The organism is Fodinisporobacter ferrooxydans, from assembly GCF_022818495.1.
Taxonomy (GTDB): domain Bacteria; phylum Bacillota; class Bacilli; order Tumebacillales; family MYW30-H2; genus Fodinisporobacter; species Fodinisporobacter ferrooxydans.
Window position 1 is genome coordinate 3,076,804 of record NZ_CP089291.1, and the last position, 20,391, is coordinate 3,097,194.

The 20,391-nt window shown below is 47.7% G+C and carries 17 protein-coding genes; all 17 read left to right on the plus strand.

The window, feature by feature from the left end; translation table 11 throughout:
* The first annotated feature begins 28 nt into the window (after window positions 1-28).
* Window positions 29-394, plus strand: a complete 366-nt coding sequence (gene ftsL, locus LSG31_RS14700; protein WP_347435830.1) for a cell division protein FtsL — start codon at window positions 29-31, stop codon at window positions 392-394.
* Between the two features lie 5 nt (window positions 395-399).
* Window positions 400-2,592: a penicillin-binding transpeptidase domain-containing protein gene (locus LSG31_RS14705; protein ID WP_347435831.1), complete on the plus strand. Its 2,193-nt coding sequence runs from the start codon at window positions 400-402 to the stop codon at window positions 2,590-2,592.
* A 200-nt stretch (window positions 2,593-2,792) separates the two neighbouring features.
* Entirely contained in the window at window positions 2,793-4,751 is a 1,959-nt protein-coding gene (locus LSG31_RS14710) for a stage V sporulation protein D (RefSeq protein ID WP_430734203.1), read from the plus strand.
* A 143-nt stretch (window positions 4,752-4,894) separates the two neighbouring features.
* Window positions 4,895-6,388 carry a UDP-N-acetylmuramoyl-L-alanyl-D-glutamate--2,6-diaminopimelate ligase gene (locus LSG31_RS14715; protein ID WP_347435833.1) on the plus strand — a complete coding sequence of 498 codons (1,494 nt, stop codon included), beginning with the start codon at window positions 4,895-4,897 and terminating at the stop codon, window positions 6,386-6,388.
* Window positions 6,385-7,767 (plus strand): UDP-N-acetylmuramoyl-tripeptide--D-alanyl-D-alanine ligase, encoded by a 1,383-nt coding sequence (locus LSG31_RS14720; RefSeq protein WP_347435834.1) that lies wholly within the window; start codon window positions 6,385-6,387, stop codon window positions 7,765-7,767. Before LSG31_RS14715 ends, LSG31_RS14720 begins: the two co-directional genes overlap by 4 nt.
* 42 nt (window positions 7,768-7,809) lie before the next feature.
* The gene (mraY, locus tag LSG31_RS14725) at window positions 7,810-8,772 is read left to right on the plus strand and encodes a phospho-N-acetylmuramoyl-pentapeptide-transferase (RefSeq protein WP_347435835.1); all 963 of its coding nucleotides are present in this window, start codon (window positions 7,810-7,812) and stop codon (window positions 8,770-8,772) included.
* 15 nt (window positions 8,773-8,787) lie between these two features.
* Window positions 8,788-10,143, plus strand: coding sequence for a UDP-N-acetylmuramoyl-L-alanine--D-glutamate ligase (gene murD / locus LSG31_RS14730; protein WP_347435836.1), 1,356 nt, complete (start codon window positions 8,788-8,790; stop codon window positions 10,141-10,143).
* Between the two features lie 33 nt (window positions 10,144-10,176).
* On the plus strand, window positions 10,177-11,283 hold the full coding sequence (gene spoVE, locus LSG31_RS14735) for a stage V sporulation protein E (RefSeq protein WP_347435837.1): 1,107 nt from the start codon (window positions 10,177-10,179) through the stop codon (window positions 11,281-11,283).
* A gap of 54 nt (window positions 11,284-11,337) precedes the next feature.
* A complete protein-coding gene (murG, locus tag LSG31_RS14740) occupies window positions 11,338-12,453 on the plus strand; it encodes an undecaprenyldiphospho-muramoylpentapeptide beta-N-acetylglucosaminyltransferase (RefSeq protein WP_347439525.1) in 1,116 nt (371 codons plus the stop codon).
* A 119-nt stretch (window positions 12,454-12,572) separates the two neighbouring features.
* A complete protein-coding gene (gene murB, locus LSG31_RS14745; RefSeq protein ID WP_347435838.1) occupies window positions 12,573-13,487 on the plus strand; it encodes a UDP-N-acetylmuramate dehydrogenase in 915 nt (304 codons plus the stop codon).
* 18 nt (window positions 13,488-13,505) lie between these two features.
* Window positions 13,506-14,768 (plus strand): UDP-N-acetylglucosamine 1-carboxyvinyltransferase, encoded by a 1,263-nt coding sequence (murA, locus tag LSG31_RS14750; protein ID WP_347435839.1) that lies wholly within the window; start codon window positions 13,506-13,508, stop codon window positions 14,766-14,768.
* A 375-nt stretch (window positions 14,769-15,143) separates the two neighbouring features.
* Window positions 15,144-15,926: a cell division protein FtsQ/DivIB gene (locus LSG31_RS14755; protein ID WP_347435840.1), complete on the plus strand. Its 783-nt coding sequence runs from the start codon at window positions 15,144-15,146 to the stop codon at window positions 15,924-15,926.
* A 3-nt stretch (window positions 15,927-15,929) separates the two neighbouring features.
* Window positions 15,930-16,664, plus strand: a complete 735-nt coding sequence (locus tag LSG31_RS14760) for a DUF881 domain-containing protein (RefSeq protein ID WP_347435841.1) — start codon at window positions 15,930-15,932, stop codon at window positions 16,662-16,664.
* A gap of 14 nt (window positions 16,665-16,678) precedes the next feature.
* Complete coding sequence (locus LSG31_RS14765; protein ID WP_347435842.1) at window positions 16,679-17,425, plus strand: DUF881 domain-containing protein; 747 nt, start codon at window positions 16,679-16,681, stop codon at window positions 17,423-17,425.
* Window positions 17,425-17,772 carry a small basic family protein gene (locus tag LSG31_RS14770; protein WP_347439526.1) on the plus strand — a complete coding sequence of 116 codons (348 nt, stop codon included), beginning with the start codon at window positions 17,425-17,427 and terminating at the stop codon, window positions 17,770-17,772. The genes LSG31_RS14765 and LSG31_RS14770 overlap by 1 nt, the downstream gene beginning before the upstream one ends.
* A gap of 115 nt (window positions 17,773-17,887) precedes the next feature.
* Window positions 17,888-19,120, plus strand: a complete 1,233-nt coding sequence (ftsA, locus tag LSG31_RS14775) for a cell division protein FtsA (RefSeq protein ID WP_347435843.1) — start codon at window positions 17,888-17,890, stop codon at window positions 19,118-19,120.
* 167 nt (window positions 19,121-19,287) lie between these two features.
* Window positions 19,288-20,361: a cell division protein FtsZ gene (ftsZ, locus tag LSG31_RS14780; RefSeq protein WP_347435844.1), complete on the plus strand. Its 1,074-nt coding sequence runs from the start codon at window positions 19,288-19,290 to the stop codon at window positions 20,359-20,361.
* Window positions 20,362-20,391: the final 30 nt, after the last annotated feature.

Genomic DNA, 20,391 nt, shown 5'->3' on the forward strand with positions numbered 1-20,391 from the left:
TTGATAAAAATTTGGGGGAGGAACATCTATGTTAGCACGCAAGCCAATCTATCAACATGAGCATACAACAACAAAGCAAACCATACCTCGAACAAACAGCTATAGTCATGCGGCAACGAACATACAGGCAAAATCCCGGGTAAAAGAAAAAGTAAGCTGGCTGTTAACGGTGGGGATTTGCGCCAGTATGGCAATGTTTGTCGTTTCCCAGTATGCGGTCATCACAAAAACAAGTTACCAGGTGGATCAAATCAACCAGCAAATTCATGCATCCAGCACAAAGTATGAAAATCTGCAAGCAGAATCTGTCAGTCTATCAAATTCCAAGCGAATCATCGACATAGCATTGACAAAATTACATATGCAGTTCGTATCGCAACATTCGGCACGGTGAATTTCATGAGTCAATTTCGTTTGCGAACAGGTATTTTGCGGCTGCTTATCATTAGTCTTCTGCTTCTTTTAATTGGGCGAATCGGGTATTTGCAAATCGTCGACGGGAAAAAATTGACCGCACTCGCGCAGGAAAATTGGGTAGAAACCAAAGATATTCAAGCGGTGCGGGGAACGATCTATGATTCTGCCGGACAAAAGCTTGCATACACATTGCCCGCTTTTTATTTGAATGTGCATCCGGAAAGCATGAAAGGCAAAGATCCGCAATATCTTGCACAAAAAATCAGCGATCTTTCCAATCGCGCGCTGCCATATGATGCATTGATTAAAATTTTTAACCAAACAGATTCAAAAGGCTGGTTTGAACTGCCCAACTATAAAATCGAACAAAAAACAAAAGATGCGATTGTAAAATTTTTAGAAACACATTTTAAGGAACAAAGCGCGTCCATGGCCGAATACGATTCAGGGATCTATTTTATGGATACGGTCAAGCGCGATTATCCGAACGGTGACTTTGCTTCACACGTACTCGGATTTGTCACCGGCAATGGAATTGACAAGCCGTTGCAAGGCGCTGGCGGCATCGAATATCAATACAATTCTTTGTTGACAGGAAAACCTGGGAAAGAACGGTTTTTAAAAGATCGCGATGGCAATCCGCTGCCTTTTGGTCAACAATTGTACAAAGCGCCTGTACAGGGCAAAGACATTGTATTGACAATCGACAGTACGATTCAACGGTTTGCCGAGCAAGCGGTCGATACGATCATGAAAAAGTATTTGCCGAAAGAAGCGACTGTTATCGTGACAAATCCGAAAACAGGGGAAATCCTGGCGCTCGCCAATCGGCCGTCCTATGATCCCAATGATATTTCAAAAGCATCGGCAAATGCACTGTATACCAACTGGGGAGTCAATGCCGTATTTGAACCGGGTTCCACATTTAAAGTCGTGACATTGACCGCAGCATTGGCGGAACACAAAATCTCATTGAACGATACCTATCAGTCGGGATCCATCATGGTAAAAGGCGCAACGCATCCGATTTATGACTGGAACTATGTGGGTTGGGGCAGGATCACATATCGGGAAGCGATGATTCATTCCAGTAACGTTGGCTTTGTCAATATTGGGCAAGCACTAGGCGCGGATTTGTTGTTTAAATATATCGACTTATTTGGTTTTAATCATAAAACGGGGATTGACTTGCCCGGTGAACCCAATTCGATTTTGTTTGATCCAAAGACGATCCGTCCCGTCAACTTGGCAACGACGTCGTTTGGACAAGGGATTGCGGTATCTTCGATTCAGCAGGTAGCGGCAGTGGGCGCAGTCGCAAATGGCGGGGACCTGATGAAACCTTTTGTCATGAAGGAAGTTCGGGACCCGACTACAGGCGCGACGATTCAAGTGACCAAACCAACCGTTGTACGTCAAATCGCAACGCCGGAGATTATGAAGACGGTCCGGCAAGTCATGGCCGAAGACGTCAATAGTGATGAAAAAGTAATCAAAGTTCCGATTGATTACCCAATGGCGGGAAAAACAGGAACCGCGCAGATTCCGGATGATCATGGCGGATATATGCCGAATGAGTATGTTACATCATTTATCGGATTTGCACCCGTACAAGATCCAAAGCTGGAAATTTATGTGACAGTACGCAGTCCGGATCCATCGAAGGCGCCGGCGTATGGAGATATTATCGCTGAGCCTTCTGCATTGACAGTCATGAATGAAAGTTTGCACTATATGGGTGTACAGCCGCAAACGAATACCAATAGCATGACAGACAGCAAGAATCAATCACCGCAAAGCGTTGCGAATTATGCATTGGTGCCCGATCTTTCCGGACAAACGGCCACAGGCGCCGCAGCAACAGCGAAGAAAGCGGGATTCCAACTGCAAGTGTTGGGAACTGGAAAAACAATTTCCAAACAATGGCCCGCTGCCAATCAACAATTTGTACAGGGGAGCAGGATCATTGTACTGACCGGAGATTCCATCCAGCCTGGGAAAGAAAAGATGCCTGATTTGACAGGGATTTCCCTGCGGGAAGTCAGCGACATTTTATCTGTGCTCCATGTCGGGTTCGTGCCTTCGGGAAGCGGTTTTGCAGATCGGCAAAGTATACCGCCCGGGTCCGATTTGCCGGCAGGAGCTACGATTCAAGTTGACTTTAAACCGCGTTGACAAACGTTGCAGCACGCAGATTTGCCGCGTGCCTGCTCACGAATTGTAAAGGATTGTAATGCGATCGGCAATTCGGAATGACTGTTTGGATGGCGGCCATTTCAAAATCGATGGGTATGTTTGTCTGCCTTTTGCATATTGTGAAGATAGTAGGACTTGCTTTAGGGTTGAGGCTCGAAAAGGAGGCGTCACAATTGCGAATGGCAAATGCAACGCTGAGACGTCGACTCGTCGTCGTGTTGGTGGGATTTTTCGTAGTATTCGCGTTATTGATTGTACGATTGGCGTATTTGCAATTGATCAAATCGCCATGGCTGACAGAACAGGCCGAAAATCTATGGAAACGGAACATCCCGGTGGAAGCGATGCGCGGAACGATTTTTGACCGGGAAGGGCAGGTGCTGGCGTACAATGGGAGTGCAGCCACCGTTGTCGTGATTCCATCTCAGGTCAAAGATAAACAGGCGACTGCAGCGAAATTGGCAAAAGTATTAGATGCAAGCACGGAAGAAATTTTAAAACGCATTCAAAAACGCACGCTTTTGGTATATTTGGGTCCGAAAGGGAGGCGAATCTCCGATGATAAGGCAAAAGCGATTCGAGACATGCGGCTTCCGGGCGTATTTATTACGGAAGGCGGTACACGGCTCTATCCAAATGACAGCCTGGCAGCACAAGTGCTTGGATTTACAGGTGTTGACAATCAGGGGCTGGCTGGTGTGGAAGCTGAATATGACAAGCAGTTAAAAGGCGCACCTGGGCATATCAGTTTTTTCGCCAATGCGAAAGGCCAGGAAATGCCCCAGCAAAATGATCAATATGTTCCGCCGGTAAACGGTGAAGATATGGTTTTGACGATTGACAAAAAAATACAGACGTTTGTGGAGCGGGAAATTCAAAACGCAGTGGCAGAATACAATCCGGATTCGGTAGTCGGTATTGTCGCCAACCCGAAAACAGGGGAAATTTTGGCAATGGCCAATTATCCCACATTCGATCCGGGGCATTGGAAAGACTATCCAAAAGAGTCGTATGACCGCAATTTGGCCATTTGGAAAACGTTTGAACCTGGGTCAACATTCAAGATCGTTACATTGGCAGCAGCATTGCAAGAGAAAAAAGTGAATTTGAAAGATTCTTTTCATGATCCTGGCTATTATGAAGTTGCCGGTCATAAAATTAAGTGTTGGAAAGCTGGAGGCCATGGGTCCGAATCATTCCTTGAAGTAGTGGAAAACTCCTGTAACCCGGGATTTATCTTGATGGGGGAACGTTTAGGCAAAACTACGCTGTTTGACTACATTAAAAATTTTGGCTTCGGGCAAAAAACAGGTATCGATTTGCCGGGAGAAGGAAACGGAATTTTGTTCAAGCTGAATAAAGTCGGCCCATTGGAACTTGCCACGACGTCTTTTGGCCAAGGGGTTTCTGTGACGCCGATCCAGCAAGTGATGGCGGTTTCCGCAGTTGCCAACGGCGGTGAATTGATGAAACCATTCGTGGTAAAAGAGTTTAAAGACCATTCAACCGGACAAATACTTTCCGAAACAAAGCCGACGGTTGTCAGGCGCGTGATCACGCCGGAAGTTGCACAGGAGATCCGAGGGGCTTTGGAAAGCGTCGTTGCCAGAGGTTCTGGAGCGAAAGCATACCAGGAAGGATTCCGTGTAGCCGGCAAGACAGGTACCGCACAGGTCGTGGAAAACGGGCGCTACTCAGGCAGCCATTACATCGTGTCTTTTATCGGCATGGCGCCTGCGAATGATCCGAAGCTTGTGGCGTATATTGCAGTGGATCATCCAAGACCGAAAGGCACACCTGTATTTGGCAGCCAGATTGCGGCGCCGATTGTGGGCCGCATACTCGCAGACAGTTTAACGTATATGCATGTGCAGCCGTCGGCAGATGGATTGCCGAAAAAATACAAGTATCCGGACATTACACCGACTGTTATTCCTGACTTGACAGGTTTGAGCAAACAAGAAGCAAGTCGCAAAATGCTGGAAAGCAGCGCAAATTTGCGTGCCGAAATGCTTGGAAATGGAGATACTGTGATTGCACAGCGGCCGTCGCCAGGGACAAAAGTTCCGCCTGGCACTCGTATCCTATTATATCTGGGGAATAAGCCGGGAGATTCGACAGAAAAAAAGGCCAATTAAACTTTTCCCGGATTGGACGCCATGGTTGGCAAAGGAGTATCGGTTCTTGCGCCGATTTATTTTCGATAAGTTCTTGACAGCCTACCGGAAAGCTCATAGAGTACTAATTATGGATTGATTCAGGAGGATAAGGAGGCAGACCGTTGTTTTTACAAACACTGATTGCAAGTCTACTGCATAAACACGTGCTGGGTGCACCGGAAGCGGTAGAGATCCGGTCGATTACCTCAAACTCGAAAGAAGTAACGGCAGGTAGTTTGTTTGTCGCCATTGTTGGAAATACCGTTGATGGACATACATTTTTACCGGAAGTGTGTGACAAGGGAGCGGTTGCGGTATTGGTAGAGCGGGCCTGTGAAGATCTCCCAAACCACGTTGTACAAATCGTTGTGCCGAGCACCAGAAAAGCCGTTGCCATTGTAGCAAGCGTCTTTTACCGACAGCCCTCGAAAGAAATGAAAGTCATTGGAGTGACAGGCACCAACGGCAAGACTACGACAACCCATTTAATTGAAAAAGTCCTGTCCGACTGTGGTTTTACAACAGGGTTGATCGGCACGATCCACATGCGGATCGGGCAGGAAGTGATCGATGTTGCCAACACGACACCGGAAGCATTGGAGCTTCAGAAAACCTTTCGAACCATGTGTGACAGGAATACCACATATTGCATAATGGAAGTTTCTTCACATGCTCTTGAACTCTATCGCGTAGCCGGTACGCATTTTCGGACAGCGATTTTTACGAACCTGACACAAGATCATCTGGATTTTCACGGTACAATGGAGCAGTACCGAAATGCGAAAGGAAAGTTTTTTTCAAGACTTGGCAACACATACGAAGATTCGACGGAGAAACAGAGTTTTGCCGTCATTAATCGGGATGATCCGCATGCGGAGTTTTTTCTCGCACAAACCGTAGCACCTACGATTACATATGGCATCGACCAGCCTTCCGATGTGCGGGCGCTTGATGTTCACATTACTGCAGAAGGCGTGTTCTTTCGATTGGAAACATTTGCCGGTTCTGCTGCCGTGCAATTGCGATTGACTGGGAAATTCAGCGTCTATAATGCGTTGGCGGCCATTGCCGCTTGCTTGATTGAATCGATCCCCCTGCCTGCAATTCTACATTCCCTGGAGCAGGTGGATAACGTTCCTGGTCGATTTGAAAAAGTCGAAGAAGGACAGCCGTTTACCGTCATCGTCGATTACTCCCATACCCCGGATAGTCTGGAAAACGCCTTAAAGACCATCCAGGAGTTTGCAAAAGGGAAAATCTGGACAGTCGTTGGCTGCGGCGGTGACAGGGATCGTTCCAAACGCCCCATCATGGCGAAAATTGCCGCAACGTACAGCGATACGGCGATCCTTACATCAGACAATCCGCGCACGGAAGATCCGGATCGGATTTTGGATGACATGGAAGCCGGACTGCAAGAAATCCCAAATCTCAATTATTTTCGATTGGCGGATCGGAAGCAAGCGATCCGCTATGCCATTGAGCATGCAGATCCATCCGATTGTATCCTGATTGCCGGCAAAGGTCATGAAACCTATCAGATTATCGGGAAAACCAAATACCATTTTGACGATCGTGAAATTGCGCGTTCCGTCATACGAGGGATGGGACAATGAAACGAACGGTGGCAGAAATTGTATCGATGACGCAAGGAGCGCTTGCAAAAGGGCCAGAGGATGTACTTGTGACAGGTGTTTCGACAGACAGTCGAAACATCCGGCCGGGAAATCTCTTCGTTCCGTTAATTGGCGAAACGTTCGACGGCCATCAATTCGCCGAAGCGGTAGCGGCAGCCGGTGCAGCGGCGATTTTGTGGACAGAAGGCAGGGAACTGCCGACAGTCAATTGCCCGGTGATCGTCGTCGCGGATCCATTGCTGGCGTTACAGCAGCTTGCGCATGCATATCGCAAACAGCTGCATGCAAAGATTGTAGCGATTACCGGAAGCAACGGCAAAACATCGACGAAAGACATAATTGCAAAGGTGCTCAGCGAGTCGTTTCGCGTGCAAAAAACAGGCGGCAATTTGAACAATCATATCGGTGTACCGCTGACACTGTTGTCTTTAAAGGAAGATACAGAGATCGCCGTTGTCGAGATGGGCATGAACCACGCAGGTGAAATTCGCTTGCTCTCGCAAATTGCAGAGCCGGATGTGGGTGTAATCACAAACATCGGTGAAAGCCACTTGGAGTTTTTCGGGTCCCGTTCAGGTATTGCAGATGCAAAATGGGAATTGATCGATCAGTTGGAACAGTTGGGCGGACAACGGACGGCAGTGGTTAATGGAGATGAACCGCTGCTGCGCGAACGTGCCGGCAGGTTTTCCGGAAGACTTTTGTTTTTTGGCATTCAGCCGGGGAATGATGTGCATCCCGTACAATTGCAGCGCAATGGACTATCCGGATATACGTTTTCTGTAGGTGAAACAAATCGCTCCTTTCAACTGCCGGTTTTGGGAGAACATCAGGTGACAAACGCTTTGGCTGCCATTGCAGTGGCTCGCGAGTTTGGAATGCATGACGAAAAGATTGCTGCCGGGCTTTCCCGAGTACAGTTGACGCCCATGCGCATGCAGGTCATCCAATCGGAACAAACCGGGTGGGTCATGGTCAATGATGCGTACAATGCGAGTCCGACTTCCATGAAGGCCGGGTTCCAACTGCTCGGCGAGTTGACAGACGTTTATAAAATAGCCGCTCTCGGCGCGATGCTGGAACTCGGGAAGCAATCGCAGGAAGCGCATCGGGAAGTGGGAGCAGCAGCTGTACAATATGGCATTCAAGAATTGTATTGTTTTGGCGAAGATGCCCGCTATATCGTGGAAGGGGCTTTGGCTTTTGGACTGCAAAAAGAAAACGCCCATTGGTATAAGGATATCGAGTCGTTGCTGACGGATCTGCGTGCAAGAATGCTGGAAGTCAAAGACGGTGTGCTTTTTGTAAAAGGATCCCGGGGGATGCGGATGGAACGGGTGGTACAAGGGCTCGAATAAAACGACACATTTCAGAAACAGCAGAAGGGGGGCTTCGATCCGATGGATTTGCAGACATTGCTGTTCACAGCAGCTATGTCCTTTGCCGTAGCGGTGATCTTGGGACCTTTGTGTATACCGTTGTTACGTCGATTGAAAGTTGGTCAAAGCATTCGCGCGGAAGGACCGCAAGCACATATGAAAAAATCCGGCACACCGACAATGGGCGGCATTATGACTGTCATCGCACTCGCGATTACAGCGATCAAGTTCGGCTTTGGATCGAGCCAGATTTGGCTTTTATTACTTGTTACAATCGGATTTGGCTCCATTGGCTTTTTGGATGATTTCATCAAGGTCGTGTTAAAAAGAAATTTAGGTTTGCGCGCCAAACAAAAAATGTTCGGGCAAATTTTGGTTGCTGTCGTTTTTTATTTTATACTGTATTTTACAGGGCAACTCAATACTACCATTTCCATACCTTTTAGCAATTATGACTTGAATTTTAGCTGGTTGTACCTTCCCTTCCTCGTTTTTTTGGTGATTGGTTTTTCCAATGCCGTGAATCTGACGGACGGACTGGATGGATTGGCTGCCGGAACATCCGCGATTGCATATGGTACGTATGCAGTGATTGCTTTTCATTTAAGCCACTATGACATTGCTTTATTTTGTGCTGCAATGGTCGGTGCCGTAGTGGGTTTTTTGGTATTCAATATTCATCCGGCAAAAGTGTTTATGGGGGATACGGGGTCGCTTGCCATCGGCGGCGGGCTGGCCGCTGTCGCGATTTTGACCAAGACGGAAATATTGTTGTTGTTGATCGGCGGCATTTTTGTCATTGAAACTTTATCTGTAATGATTCAGGTATTTTCCTTTCAAACATTTGGCAAACGGGTGTTTAAAATGAGCCCGTTGCATCATCATTTTGAATTGGTTGGCTGGACAGAATGGCGGGTTGTTTTGACGTTTTGGCTGGTCGAGTTTGTGGCTTGTTTGGCAGCTATTGCGATTTATCAGCGGTAAGGAGAGAGTAGACAGATGCAAGTGAATGGGAAAGAAATCCTGGTGCTGGGGGCTGCCAAAAGCGGTGTTGCGGCAGCACTGCTGTTGCATCAACACGGCGCCATCGTGACAGTGAATGATAGCAAGCCAAGGGATGCGATTGCACATGATGTGGAATGTCTGGAGGAAAAAGGGATTCGTGTCGTGACCGGTTCCCATCCGGAAGGGATTGTTCATAAGGATCTATACTGTATCGTCAAAAACCCGGGTATTCCCTATTCTGCAGCGCCGATCGCAGCAGCGCAAAAACTTTCGATACCGGTCTATACGGAAGTGGAGATTGCATATCAATATGCACAATCTCCATTTATCGGCATAACGGGGAGCAATGGGAAAACGACGACGACGACACTGGTAGGCGAGATGTTGGCATCTGCTCATGTGCCGAATGTGGTTGCAGGCAATATCGGAACAGCTCTTTCCACAATCGTCGGGGAAACAAAACCGAAGGAATGGATTGTCGCCGAATTAAGCAGTTTTCAATTGCTGGGAATTGAAACGTTTCGCCCGAAGATTGCGGCGATTTTAAATATATACCAGGCGCATCTGGATTATCATGGAGATCTGGCCTCGTATCGGGCCGCCAAAAGTCGTTTGTTGATGAACCAGACAGACGATGACTTTGCCGTGCTGAATTATGACAATGCGGCTGCGTGGGAATTAAACAGCGCGACAAAAGCCCGCGTGATTCCTTTCAGCAGGACGCAGCGTCTGGCGCAGGGCGTGTTTGTGCAGGAGGGATCTATACATATCCGCATCGGCGACAAGGATGCGGACGTTTGCAATGTGTCGGAACTGGCCCTGCCTGGAGAACACAATCTGGAAAATATTCTCGCTGCGACTGCCATCGCATTCCTTGCAGGCGCCGGCATCGAGGCGATTCGCGCCGTGCTTTTGACGTTCCGCGGCGTCGAACACCGGCTGGAATATGTAAAGACAGTCAATCAGGTGCAATATTTTAACGATTCCAAAGCGACCAACAGCGATGCGGCCATGCGCGCCATCGGTTCGTTTGCGCAGCCGGTCGTGTTAATCGCCGGCGGACTGGACCGCGGCGATGATTTTCGCAAGCTGGAAGAAGTGTTGGCGCGGCATGTGAAAGCTGTCGTGCTGCTGGGACAATCCCGTTTTGCCTTTGCGGAAGCGGCCAAACGCGCCCATGTCAAAGAGATCGAACTTGTGGACGGTTTGGCGGAAGCGGTCGAAAAGGCGGCACAGATGGCGGCGCCGGGGGATGTTGTGCTGTTGTCGCCCGCTTGCGCTTCATGGGATATGTTTCAATCTTTTGAAGAGCGGGGGAGCATGTTTAAACATTTCGTGCATACATTATAGCGATTAGAGGACAAGGGATATGGAGGTGGGGTATTGTTGCAGCACAATACCAAAAATTCAGTTCCGGACTTATGGATCGCTATAACGACGCTTCTGTTATTGATCGTCGGCATCGTCATCGTTTATAGTGCGAGTGCCGTAATGGCCGCTCAGAAGTATGGAGACGCTTTTTATTATGTAAAACGGCAGTTGATTTTTGCCGGTCTTGGCGTTGTGATGATGTTTGTCATGTTGCGTTTTGAATACCGGAAGCTGGAACAATATGCAAAGCCGATGCTGCTTTTGTGCGTGTTGTTTTTGATTGCCGTGTTGATCCCGGGAGTCGGACAAATCCGCAACGGTTCCAGGGCGTGGCTGGGCATCGGTTCCTTCGGGATTCAACCGTCCGAATTTGCAAAGTTGGGAATGATTTTATTTTTTTCGTACTATTTGGCTCGGCATCAGCATAGAATTCAATCGTTTCGCACAGGACTTTTGCCGCCCCTTTTTTTGATTGTGGCATTTGTCGGATTGATCATGCTGGAGCCGGATCTCGGCCAAAGCGCCGTGTTGGTCGGCACAGGACTGTTGCTGGTGTTCGCGGCAGGCGCCCGCGTCAAGCACTTGCTTTCACTTGCGAGTCTTGGAATTCCCGTGTTTGTGGCTTTGATCATCGTTGCGCCCTATCGCTTGAAGCGCATCATATCCTTTCTTGATCCCTGGAAATATCCATTAGGGGAAGGGTATCATATCATCCAATCGTTTTTTGCCATCGGTCCAGGCGGCTTGCTGGGACTGGGGCTTGGACACAGCAGGCAAAAATTTTTTTATCTGCCGGAACCACAGACCGATTTTGTATTTTCCATATTGGCGGAAGAACTTGGGTTTATCGGTGCAGTAACTGTCCTTTTATTGTTCCTGGTGCTGATCTGGCGGGGGATTCGCACGGCCATCACCGCTCCCGATGCATTCGGCACATTGCTGGCGACAGGCATAACAGGTATGATAGCTGTACAAGTCGTAATCAATATCAGCGTTGTGACAGGATCGATGCCTGTGACGGGAATTACTTTGCCTTTAATCAGCGCCGGCGGGTCGTCATTGACGTTGATGCTGACGGGAATTGGGATTTTATTGAATATTTCAAGGTATTCCAAATAGATCGACGTTTCATCAAATAGTTCAACCTTTCACAAGGAAGAAAGGGGAATGCACATGCGTGTGATTGTAACAGGCGGGGGTACGGGAGGACATATTTTCCCGGCCCTCGCTTTGGCACGTCATATAAAAGAAATGGAGCCAGACTCCGAATTTTTATACATTGGCACAGAGAAAGGGCTGGAGCATGATATCGTTCCGAAAGCGGGTCTTCCGTTTCAGACAATCGAAGTCATGGGTTTGAAACGGAAATTGGGAATCGATACGATTCGGACATTTATCGTTCTGCGCCGCGGATTAAGTCAGGCAAAACGCTTGCTGCGAGAGTTCAAGCCGGATGTAGTGATCGGTACGGGCGGCTATGTGTGCGCGCCGGTCGTGTATACGGCAGCAAAGATGAAAATCCCTACTGTCATACATGAACAGAATGCCATCCCTGGTTTGACCAATAAAATGTTGGCGCGCTATGCCAGTGTTGTTGCCGTTTCTTTCCCGGATTCGGAAAAATATTTCAAGCGTGCCAAGCGTGTGGTTATTAGCGGCAATCCGCGAGCCAGCGAATTTCGGCGGCTGCCGGCGGATGTTGCAAAAGAATCCTTGTCGGCGCTTCATCTGCAATCCGATAAGAAGACAGTCTTGGTGGTCGGAGGTTCCAGAGGGGCCAGGCCCATAAATGAAGCAGTCATCAGCATGCTGCAAAAGATTGAGAAAGAGAAAAAGTTTCAACTGCTGTATGTCACAGGCCAAGTGCATTATGAACAAATCAAAGAGGCATGTCGTCAAGCGGGGATCGGCGATTCGGATTGGATTTCCATTCAACCTTTTTTATACGATATGCCGAAAGTATTGTCTGCCGTCGATGTGATCGTCGGCAGGGCAGGCGCCACGTCGCTTGCGGAAATTACATCCATTGGCGTCCCGAGCATTTTAATTCCTTCGCCTTATGTAGCGAATAACCATCAGTTTTTTAATGCCAATTGGCTCGTCGAACACGGGGCGGCGCTTTTGATTCCGGAAGCCGAACTGAACGGAGAGCGGCTGTATCAAGAAATCTGCAAGATTGTCGGTTCCGCTGCAGTTGCCGGGAAAATGGCTGACCAGAGCCGGGATCTTGGCTATCCGCATGCGGCAGAGATTTTATATACGACGATTCAACAAATCATCAAGGGCTAGGCGCATTAGGTTGGGCGTTTGTCACCGATTTCCCCGGTATGCCATATGATGGGTATACAAGGCGTGGAAACAAGAGACATAAGAAAGTATTGTGAGAAAGTTTGGAGGTACGTTACATCATGTATACGGAAAAAATCCCACAACTGTTGGAAGCCTGTGATGTCGGTGAAGTGTTCTATCAGGAACCGCTGGCTCGCCATACAACATGGCGGATTGGCGGGCCGGCAGATGTTCTGGTCATTCCCAAAACCATCACGCACATCCGGCAGATCATGCGAATCGTCAATGCTCACCGGATTCCGGTTTTTTTTCTCGGCCGTGGATCCAATCTTTTGGTTCGCGATGGAGGAATCCGTGGTGTAGTAGTCAAACTTTCCGATACTTTGACTCATATTTCGATCGAACCGGGCCATCAGTTGCTCGTGGAAGCTGGTCGATCCTTTGTTTCCGCCGCTAATTTCGCGATTCGCAATGGATTGAGTGGGCTCGAGTTTGCGACAGGAATTCCCGGAGCGGTTGGCGGTGCAGTGATGATGAATGCCGGGGCGCATGGCGGAGAAGTCAAGGATGTATTGGTTTCTGCCGATGTCATCGATGAGGCGGGACAAATACGTACGATGACAAATCGGGATTTTCAGTTTGCCTACAGGTATAGTTGTTTGAAAGACCATCCGTTGCCGGTTGTCCGCGCGTTGTTTCAATTGCGGCCGGGAGACGCGGAAGAAATGAAACAACGCGTGAAGCAATGGAGCAAAAAGCGCCAGTCCTCACAACCTTTGTCGATGCCGAATTGCGGCAGTGTATTTCGCAATCCGGAAGGCACATATGCGGGAAAGTTGATTGAAGATTCGGGCTTGAAAGGAACTTGTATCGGAACTGCTCAAATTTCGGAACTGCATGCAAACTTTATCGTCAACCGTGGTGGTGCGAAGGCATCCGATGTGATTCGCCTGATTGAACTTGTACAGGCGACAATTCTTCGTAACTATGGCATTACACTCATTCCGGAAGTGCGCATCGTGGGAGAAGATTAGACTCCTGGGGGTGACACGGTGGATACGCTGGCAATTGAAGGAGGCAAGTTATTACAAGGAACCGTACGTGTACATGGAGCAAAGAATGCTGCGTTGCCCATTATGGCCGCTACACTGTTGGCAGATGGCGAATGTATACTGGAAGATGTTCCAGATTTGAAAGATATCGATGTGATGATGGAAATCCTTTCGAGTTTAGGTGCGGTGACCACACGTTCTGACGCAATAGTAACTGTCGATGCTACGACCATTCACCAACATCTGGTGCAAGATGAAATGATGCGGAAAATGCGGTCATCCATTTTTTTAATGGGACCACTATTGTCAAAATTTGGTCAAGTGCGCATTTCCAAACCAGGCGGTTGCACAATTGGGACGCGGCCGATTGATTTCCACTTAAAAGGAATGAAGGCACTCGGCGCTGAAATTATCGAAGCAAATGGTTATGTCGAGTGCCGGGCAAAACGGCTGCAGGGGAACCATATCTATCTTGATTATCCTTCCGTGGGTGCAACGGAAAATCTGATGATGGCTGCCGCATTGGCAGAAGGCACGACCATCATCGGCAATGCAGCACGAGAGCCGGAGATTGTGGATTTGGCGAATTTCCTTCGTTCCATGGGTGCTTCGATTTCCGGTGCCGGCGAAGACACAATCGTGATTGAAGGCGTCGATACACTGCAGCCGGTGAATTATCGGATTATCCCGGATCGCATTGTCGCTGGTACGCTTGTATTGGCGGTAGCTGCAACAGGCGGCGATGTAGAGCTGCAAAATGTCCGACCGCAGCATTTGGGTGTAGTCTTGACAAAATTGCGGGAAGCAGGTGTGGAAATTCGTACCTATATGGATCGGATTCTGATTCGCAGACGCCGTCCCCTGACAGCGATTGACCGGATCCAGACAGCTCCATATCCAGGTTTTCCGACCGATCTGCAAGCGCCCTTTATGGCTGTATTGACATTAGCCAAAGGTACAAGTGTGATTTCCGAGACGGTTTTTGAGGAACGGTTTAAGCATGTGAGCGAATTGCAACGAATGGGTGCCAATATTAAAGTCGATTTGCGAACTGCGTTTGTACAAGGCGTTTCCAAGTTGACGGGAGCATCCGTGGCGGCGACTGATTTGCGGGCGGGAGCGGCGTTGGTGATTGCGGGCTTGGCTGCGGAAGGAACGACGATTGTTGAACAAGTGCACCATATTGATCGCGGATATCAACAAATCGAACAGGTATTGCAATCGTTGGGTGCATCGATTCAACGGACATATCGCAAATGGTAATGCAACAAAATCACGGGATCATGAACAAAGAGCCCTTCGAATGAAGAAGGGTTTTTTGATGCATACACAGAAAGTATTTAAATGGACTATGCTCTGTATTATTTTGTTAGATTTCAAAATGAATGCACACATGGTATAATACGAACGCCTATCCTCATGTTTTGTTACGGACACATGATAAAAATAACCACTGGTCCTTGGCGCCTTTCAATACAAATATACAAACCCTTTGTTTGCATGCATTCATGGATATCGTTTGTTTTTATACGCCAGACTGCTTGCTTGTACTGATTACTTGCTTGTGCGTTCTTTCCATTATATAGTAAAACACCGGATTGGATGACATCATTGCTTAAATGGAGGAGAATGAGTTTCATGCAACTACACTCGCAGATCGGTTCCTATCAACAACCGAAGAAACAACCGAATCGTCCGAACCGAAAAGCCCTGATTTTTGTCGTGCTCTTTTTTATATGTGCAGCAGCTGCTATTTTTGTTGAATCACCTTTGTCAAAAGTACGTACGATTCAAGTCATCGGTGCAAAGCAAGTCCCAGCCGATCAAATTCTTCAGTGGTCGCAAGTGCAAAAAGGCGAAAGCATATGGAAAGTGCATGCTGCGGAGATTCAGGCGCAAATAAAGAAGCATCTTCCATTAATTCAAAGAGTGGATGTTGCAACGCATTATCTTACAGGTCGAGTGGATATCGCAGTTGCTGAAAAATCGATTGCGGCAGTCTATATCAGCAATGCGAAAATGTATCAGATATTGAACGATGGAACGGTCTTTGCAGAGATTCCACTCGGCAGTGCAGCGGATAAGCCGATCATCAGCGAAGATAAGATGGAACAGGTAAAAGTAGGGCAAAAGCTGGCAAATTCCCAATTGGCCGTCATTTGCAGCCAGGTGGGAAATGTAGCGCCTTTCGTATCGGAGCAAATCTCGGAAATACACGTGAATGCAGACAATACATGGACAGTCTTTATGAAAGACGGCAATGAAATCGAATTGCCAAGCGGAACACTGGAAACAAATATGAAGCTGTATCCGGACATTCAAAAAAGTATTGCCGATAAAAAACTTCCGCCGGGCATGATCCATGTGTATGCAGGCAAGCTGGTATATTCACCATTTCAAACAAACGGGAAAGGAAATTAGGATATGAATGTACAAAATCGGCTCATTGTTTCGTTGACGTTTATTTCCGTGATTCTCGGAACCATGGTCGCTTTGCAATATCGAACCATACATAATTCGCCTGCCCGTACGTTTCTCGAGCAGATGGACGGCAATACCAAGCAATTGCAAGCGGAATTGAATGCATTGCATCAATTTAACAGCAAACAGGAAAAGCACTTGAATTCACTCAATCAGCAGTTGTCGCAATATGAAAAGCAGACGGCGGAAGGCTCGAGCGCGATGAAAACCATTCAGAACGAATTAAATGAGGCGAAAATCTTGTCCGGATCGATCCCGGTACACGGGCCGGGAATCATTCTCACGATTAACGACAGTCAAAAAGCGCCGGAAAAAGGAGCAAATATCGAACTGTCACTTACACATGATTGGGATGTCCGCAGTGTGATAAACGAATTGTTTACAGCAGGTGCGGAGGCAATCTCTGTAAATGGTGTGCGAATTGTCAGCACATCAGGCGTATTTTGCATTGGACCGGTGATTAAGGTGAACGACGTACGTCTCGTTCCGCCGTTTGATATCGATGCGATCGGGAATCCCAATACTTTGGCTACCGCCCTTAATATTCGCGGTGGAATTCTCGATTATCTGCGCAGCCGCGGCCTGGAAATTACGGCTCCCAAACAGGAACAAGACATTCATATCAAAGCATTTACAGCAGGACCCGTCGACAACGGTTCATCTGGCAATGGGTCATAAGGAGGAGTTGCTCGATGGATCGCCAGAAACGCTTGTTTCGGCTCAGTTTGTTTGGTATTAGTGTATTGCTCGGAGTGATGCTGACCATCCAGTACTCGGTCGCGCATCGTCCGAAACAAACCATTACCCAGGATTACCTGTCTTTGAAAACACAAGTGCAAGTGGAACTGGAAAAACAAAAAAGGATTGAAGAATCCATCCAAAAAACACAGCAACAATTGGATGAATTTAAACGGTCAAAAGGCAATACGGCGCAGATGAAGACTGTGATGGAAAATGAATTGTCCAAATCGAGGCAGGAAGCAGGTTTGACGCCCGTATCCGGCTCGGGCTTACGAATCATTATTTCGGATCAGCCTTCGTTTCAAGTCGGACATCCTGCGACGATTGCCGTTTTCAATGCACAGGCATTGGAAATGATCATCAATTATCTTTTCAGCAACGGCGCACAGGCGATTGCAATCAATCATCAACGGCTTGTGACTACATCGTCCATTCGACAAGTCGGCGGCATTACAGATACGGTAGGTTCCATTCAGGTCAATGCGGTTCCGATTGCCGCCCCTTATGAGATCGATGCGATTGGTAATATTACACAAATGGAAGCCGTTCTTACCGTCAATAAAGTAGTGGAAGATTTGGCGCTCATGGGGAAAGTTGCGACAATCTATCAGGAGACCAAGAAAGACGGTATTACGCTTCCTGCCTATAACGGTTTGTTGCCAGGGCGATATGCAAAACAGGAGGATGCAAAAAAATGATCTGGATACCTTTGCTAGGGTTAGTAGTGGGTGTGGCGATTGGATTGGGTGTGAATGTATCCATTCCCACACAATACAGCAGTTATTTGTCGATTGCTGTTTTGGCGGCTTTGGATACTGTTTTTGGCGGGATCCGGGCAGGTCTCGAGCGGCATTTCGACAATAAAGTATTTATCTCCGGCTTTTTTTCGAATACGCTGTTGGCGGCTTTCTTGGCGTTCATCGGAGAACAACTGGGTGTTGACTTGTATTTGGCGGCCGTATTTGCTTTTGGCGTTCGCCTATTTCAAAATATTGCCGTGATTCGCAGAGTTTTGCTAGGAAAACGAAAATCAACTGTGGAATAATAGATTGTATGGTAATATTTTTCATAGAAAAAATTTGCGATAAAAAAGGGAATTCTCAATATGCGTTGAATTTATTCCGTTACAGGTATGTTTTCAGGCAAGGAGGTGCCATAGTTTGAACAAAGGAGATCTCATCGTCAGTCTGGATATCGGAACTTCGAAAGTTCGTGTCATCATTGGGGAATTGAACGGTTCCAGCATCAACATTATCGGTGTCGGATCCGCTGACGGTGACGGTATACGCAAAGGAGCAATTGTTGATATAGATAAAACGGTACAATCCATACGGGAAGCGATTGATCTGGCAGAACGAATGGTAGGAATTCAGATCAATTCCGCATACATAGGAATTGCTGGCAATCATATCGCATTGCAGAGCAGTCATGGCGTTGTGGCGGTTTCCTCACCGGATCGGGAAATCGGCGAAGAAGATATTTCGCGGGTGATACAGGCAGCCCGTGTCATGGCATTGCCGCCGGAACGGGAAATTATCGACGTTGTTCCCAAAGGATTTGTGGTGGATGGGTTAGGTGAAATTACAGATCCGCGGGGCATGATCGGCGTGCGGCTGGAAGTCGAAGCGCATATTTTGACAGGTTCCAAAACAATCATTCATAATTTGGTTCGCTGTGTGGAGCGTGCCGGCATCCAGATTGCAGGGCTTGTCTTTTTGCCCCTTGCTGCCAGTACGATCGCTCTTTCCCACGATGAATGCAAGCTTGGAGTCGCACTGATTGACATGGGTGCCGGTTCGACGAGCGTGTCGATATTCGAAAAAGGAATCTTGACAGCTACATCCGTTTTGCCGATTGGCGGCGACCATATTACAAATGATATTGCGATCGGATTTCGAACGCAAACCGAAATCGCCGAACAGATCAAAATCAAATACGGATGTGCGCTGGTTGGATTGGCTTCTGAAGATGAAAAATTTAAAATTCCCCGAATTGGCAGCCAAGCAGATAAGGAATATACGCAAGCGGATTTGGCCAACGTGATTGAACCGCGTTTGCAAGAAATTTTCGGCCTGATCCGAAGGGAAGTGGAACGCCTCGGATTCGCGAAGGATATTCCCGGCGGCTATGTTTTGTGCGGCGGTGTAGCGAGTCTGAACTCCGCTGACAAGCTGGCCGAGTTTGAGCTTGCTGCACCTGTAAGGATCGCGGTACCGGAATTTCTTGGCGTTCGGGATGCATCTTTTGTCAACGGTGTAGGTATCATTCGCTATGCAAGCCAACACTATATTCGAACGGTTATGGCATCTGGAAATACGAAAATGAAAACAAAAGTGAAGCAAAGCAATGGAATCATGGATAAAGTAAAAAATTGGTTTTCTGAATTTATTTAATTTATCCTTACAAAATTCCTAGAAACAGGTAAAATGAAGATAGCTTTCTTTGACTGCTAGTGCGTGTTCAAAAATTGGTTAAGTAAGGACTGCTTTTTGAACATCCTCTAATAGAGTCGAAACGAGTGTGGTTGCAGACGTGATGGCATACGAGGAGGACAATTTGGATGTTAGAGTTTGACATGGATATTGAAGCCATGGCCCAAATTAAAGTCATCGGAGTAGGCGGCGGCGGTTGTAACGCCGTAAACCGAATGATTGAAGCTGGGATCAAAGGTGTAGATTTTATTACTGTGAATACAGATGCCCAAGCATTACATATGTCAAAAGCGGAGATACGGTTGCAAATCGGTGAAAAGCTGACACGCGGACTTGGTGCAGGAGCGAATCCGGATATCGGCAAAAAAGCTGCGGAAGAATCCAGGGAAGCGATCATGAATGCCTTGAAAGGCGCGGATATGGTATTCGTAACGGCTGGCATGGGTGGAGGCACCGGAACGGGAGCAGCCCCGGTCATTGCCGAAATCGCCAAAGAATTAGGGTCTTTAACAGTCGGCGTCGTAACAAAACCCTTCACGTTTGAGGGCCGCCGCCGCCAAACGCAAGCGGAGACGGGGATTTCGAGCCTGAAAGAGAAAGTGGATACGCTCATCGTCATTCCCAATGATCGGCTGTTGGAAATCGTTGATCGCAATACGCCGATGCTTGAAGCGTTTCGCGAAGCGGACAACGTATTGCGCCAAGGCGTATCCGGCATTTCTGACCTAATCGCCGTACCCGGTCTGATCAACGTCGACTTTGCCGATGTCAAAACCATTATGACGGAACGAGGTTCCGCATTGATGGGGATCGGGATTGCTTCCGGTGAAAATCGGGCGGCTGAAGCAGCAAAGAAAGCCATTTGTTCGCCATTGCTTGAGACGAGCATCGATGGAGCGCACGGTGTGTTGATGCATATTGCCGGGGGCAGCAATTTAAGCTTGTTTGAAGTAAATGAGGCAGCCGATATCGTATCTTCTGCTGCCGATCCTGAGGTGAATATGATTTTCGGCGCCGTCATCAACCAGGATTTAAAAGATGAAATTATTGTAACGGTGATTGCGACAGGATTTGAACACAAACAGCAGGCGCCGCAAGCAAAGCCTTTGTCAAAGCTCGGACCATTCCAAACAAACAATCTTCCGACAGGAGATAATCTGGATATCCCTGCTTTCTTGCGCCGCAATAAAAACAATTTCTAAAACGCCCCATACACAGCAAACATGGTAGAA

Coding starts and splice junctions, on each gene's coding strand:
- LSG31_RS14760 (WP_347435841.1), top strand. CDS start 15,930: ATGAATGTACAAAATCGGCTCATTGTTTCGTTGACGTTTATTTCCGTG.
- LSG31_RS14755 (WP_347435840.1), top strand. CDS start 15,144: ATGCAACTACACTCGCAGATCGGTTCCTATCAACAACCGAAGAAACAA.
- LSG31_RS14720 (WP_347435834.1), top strand. CDS start 6,385: ATGAAACGAACGGTGGCAGAAATTGTATCGATGACGCAAGGAGCGCTT.
- murD (WP_347435836.1), top strand. CDS start 8,788: ATGCAAGTGAATGGGAAAGAAATCCTGGTGCTGGGGGCTGCCAAAAGC.
- LSG31_RS14710 (WP_430734203.1), top strand. CDS start 2,793: ATGGCAAATGCAACGCTGAGACGTCGACTCGTCGTCGTGTTGGTGGGA.
- ftsL (WP_347435830.1), top strand. CDS start 29: ATGTTAGCACGCAAGCCAATCTATCAACATGAGCATACAACAACAAAG.
- LSG31_RS14765 (WP_347435842.1), top strand. CDS start 16,679: ATGGATCGCCAGAAACGCTTGTTTCGGCTCAGTTTGTTTGGTATTAGT.
- murB (WP_347435838.1), top strand. CDS start 12,573: ATGTATACGGAAAAAATCCCACAACTGTTGGAAGCCTGTGATGTCGGT.
- LSG31_RS14705 (WP_347435831.1), top strand. CDS start 400: ATGAGTCAATTTCGTTTGCGAACAGGTATTTTGCGGCTGCTTATCATT.
- ftsZ (WP_347435844.1), top strand. CDS start 19,288: ATGTTAGAGTTTGACATGGATATTGAAGCCATGGCCCAAATTAAAGTC.
- murG (WP_347439525.1), top strand. CDS start 11,338: ATGCGTGTGATTGTAACAGGCGGGGGTACGGGAGGACATATTTTCCCG.
- mraY (WP_347435835.1), top strand. CDS start 7,810: ATGGATTTGCAGACATTGCTGTTCACAGCAGCTATGTCCTTTGCCGTA.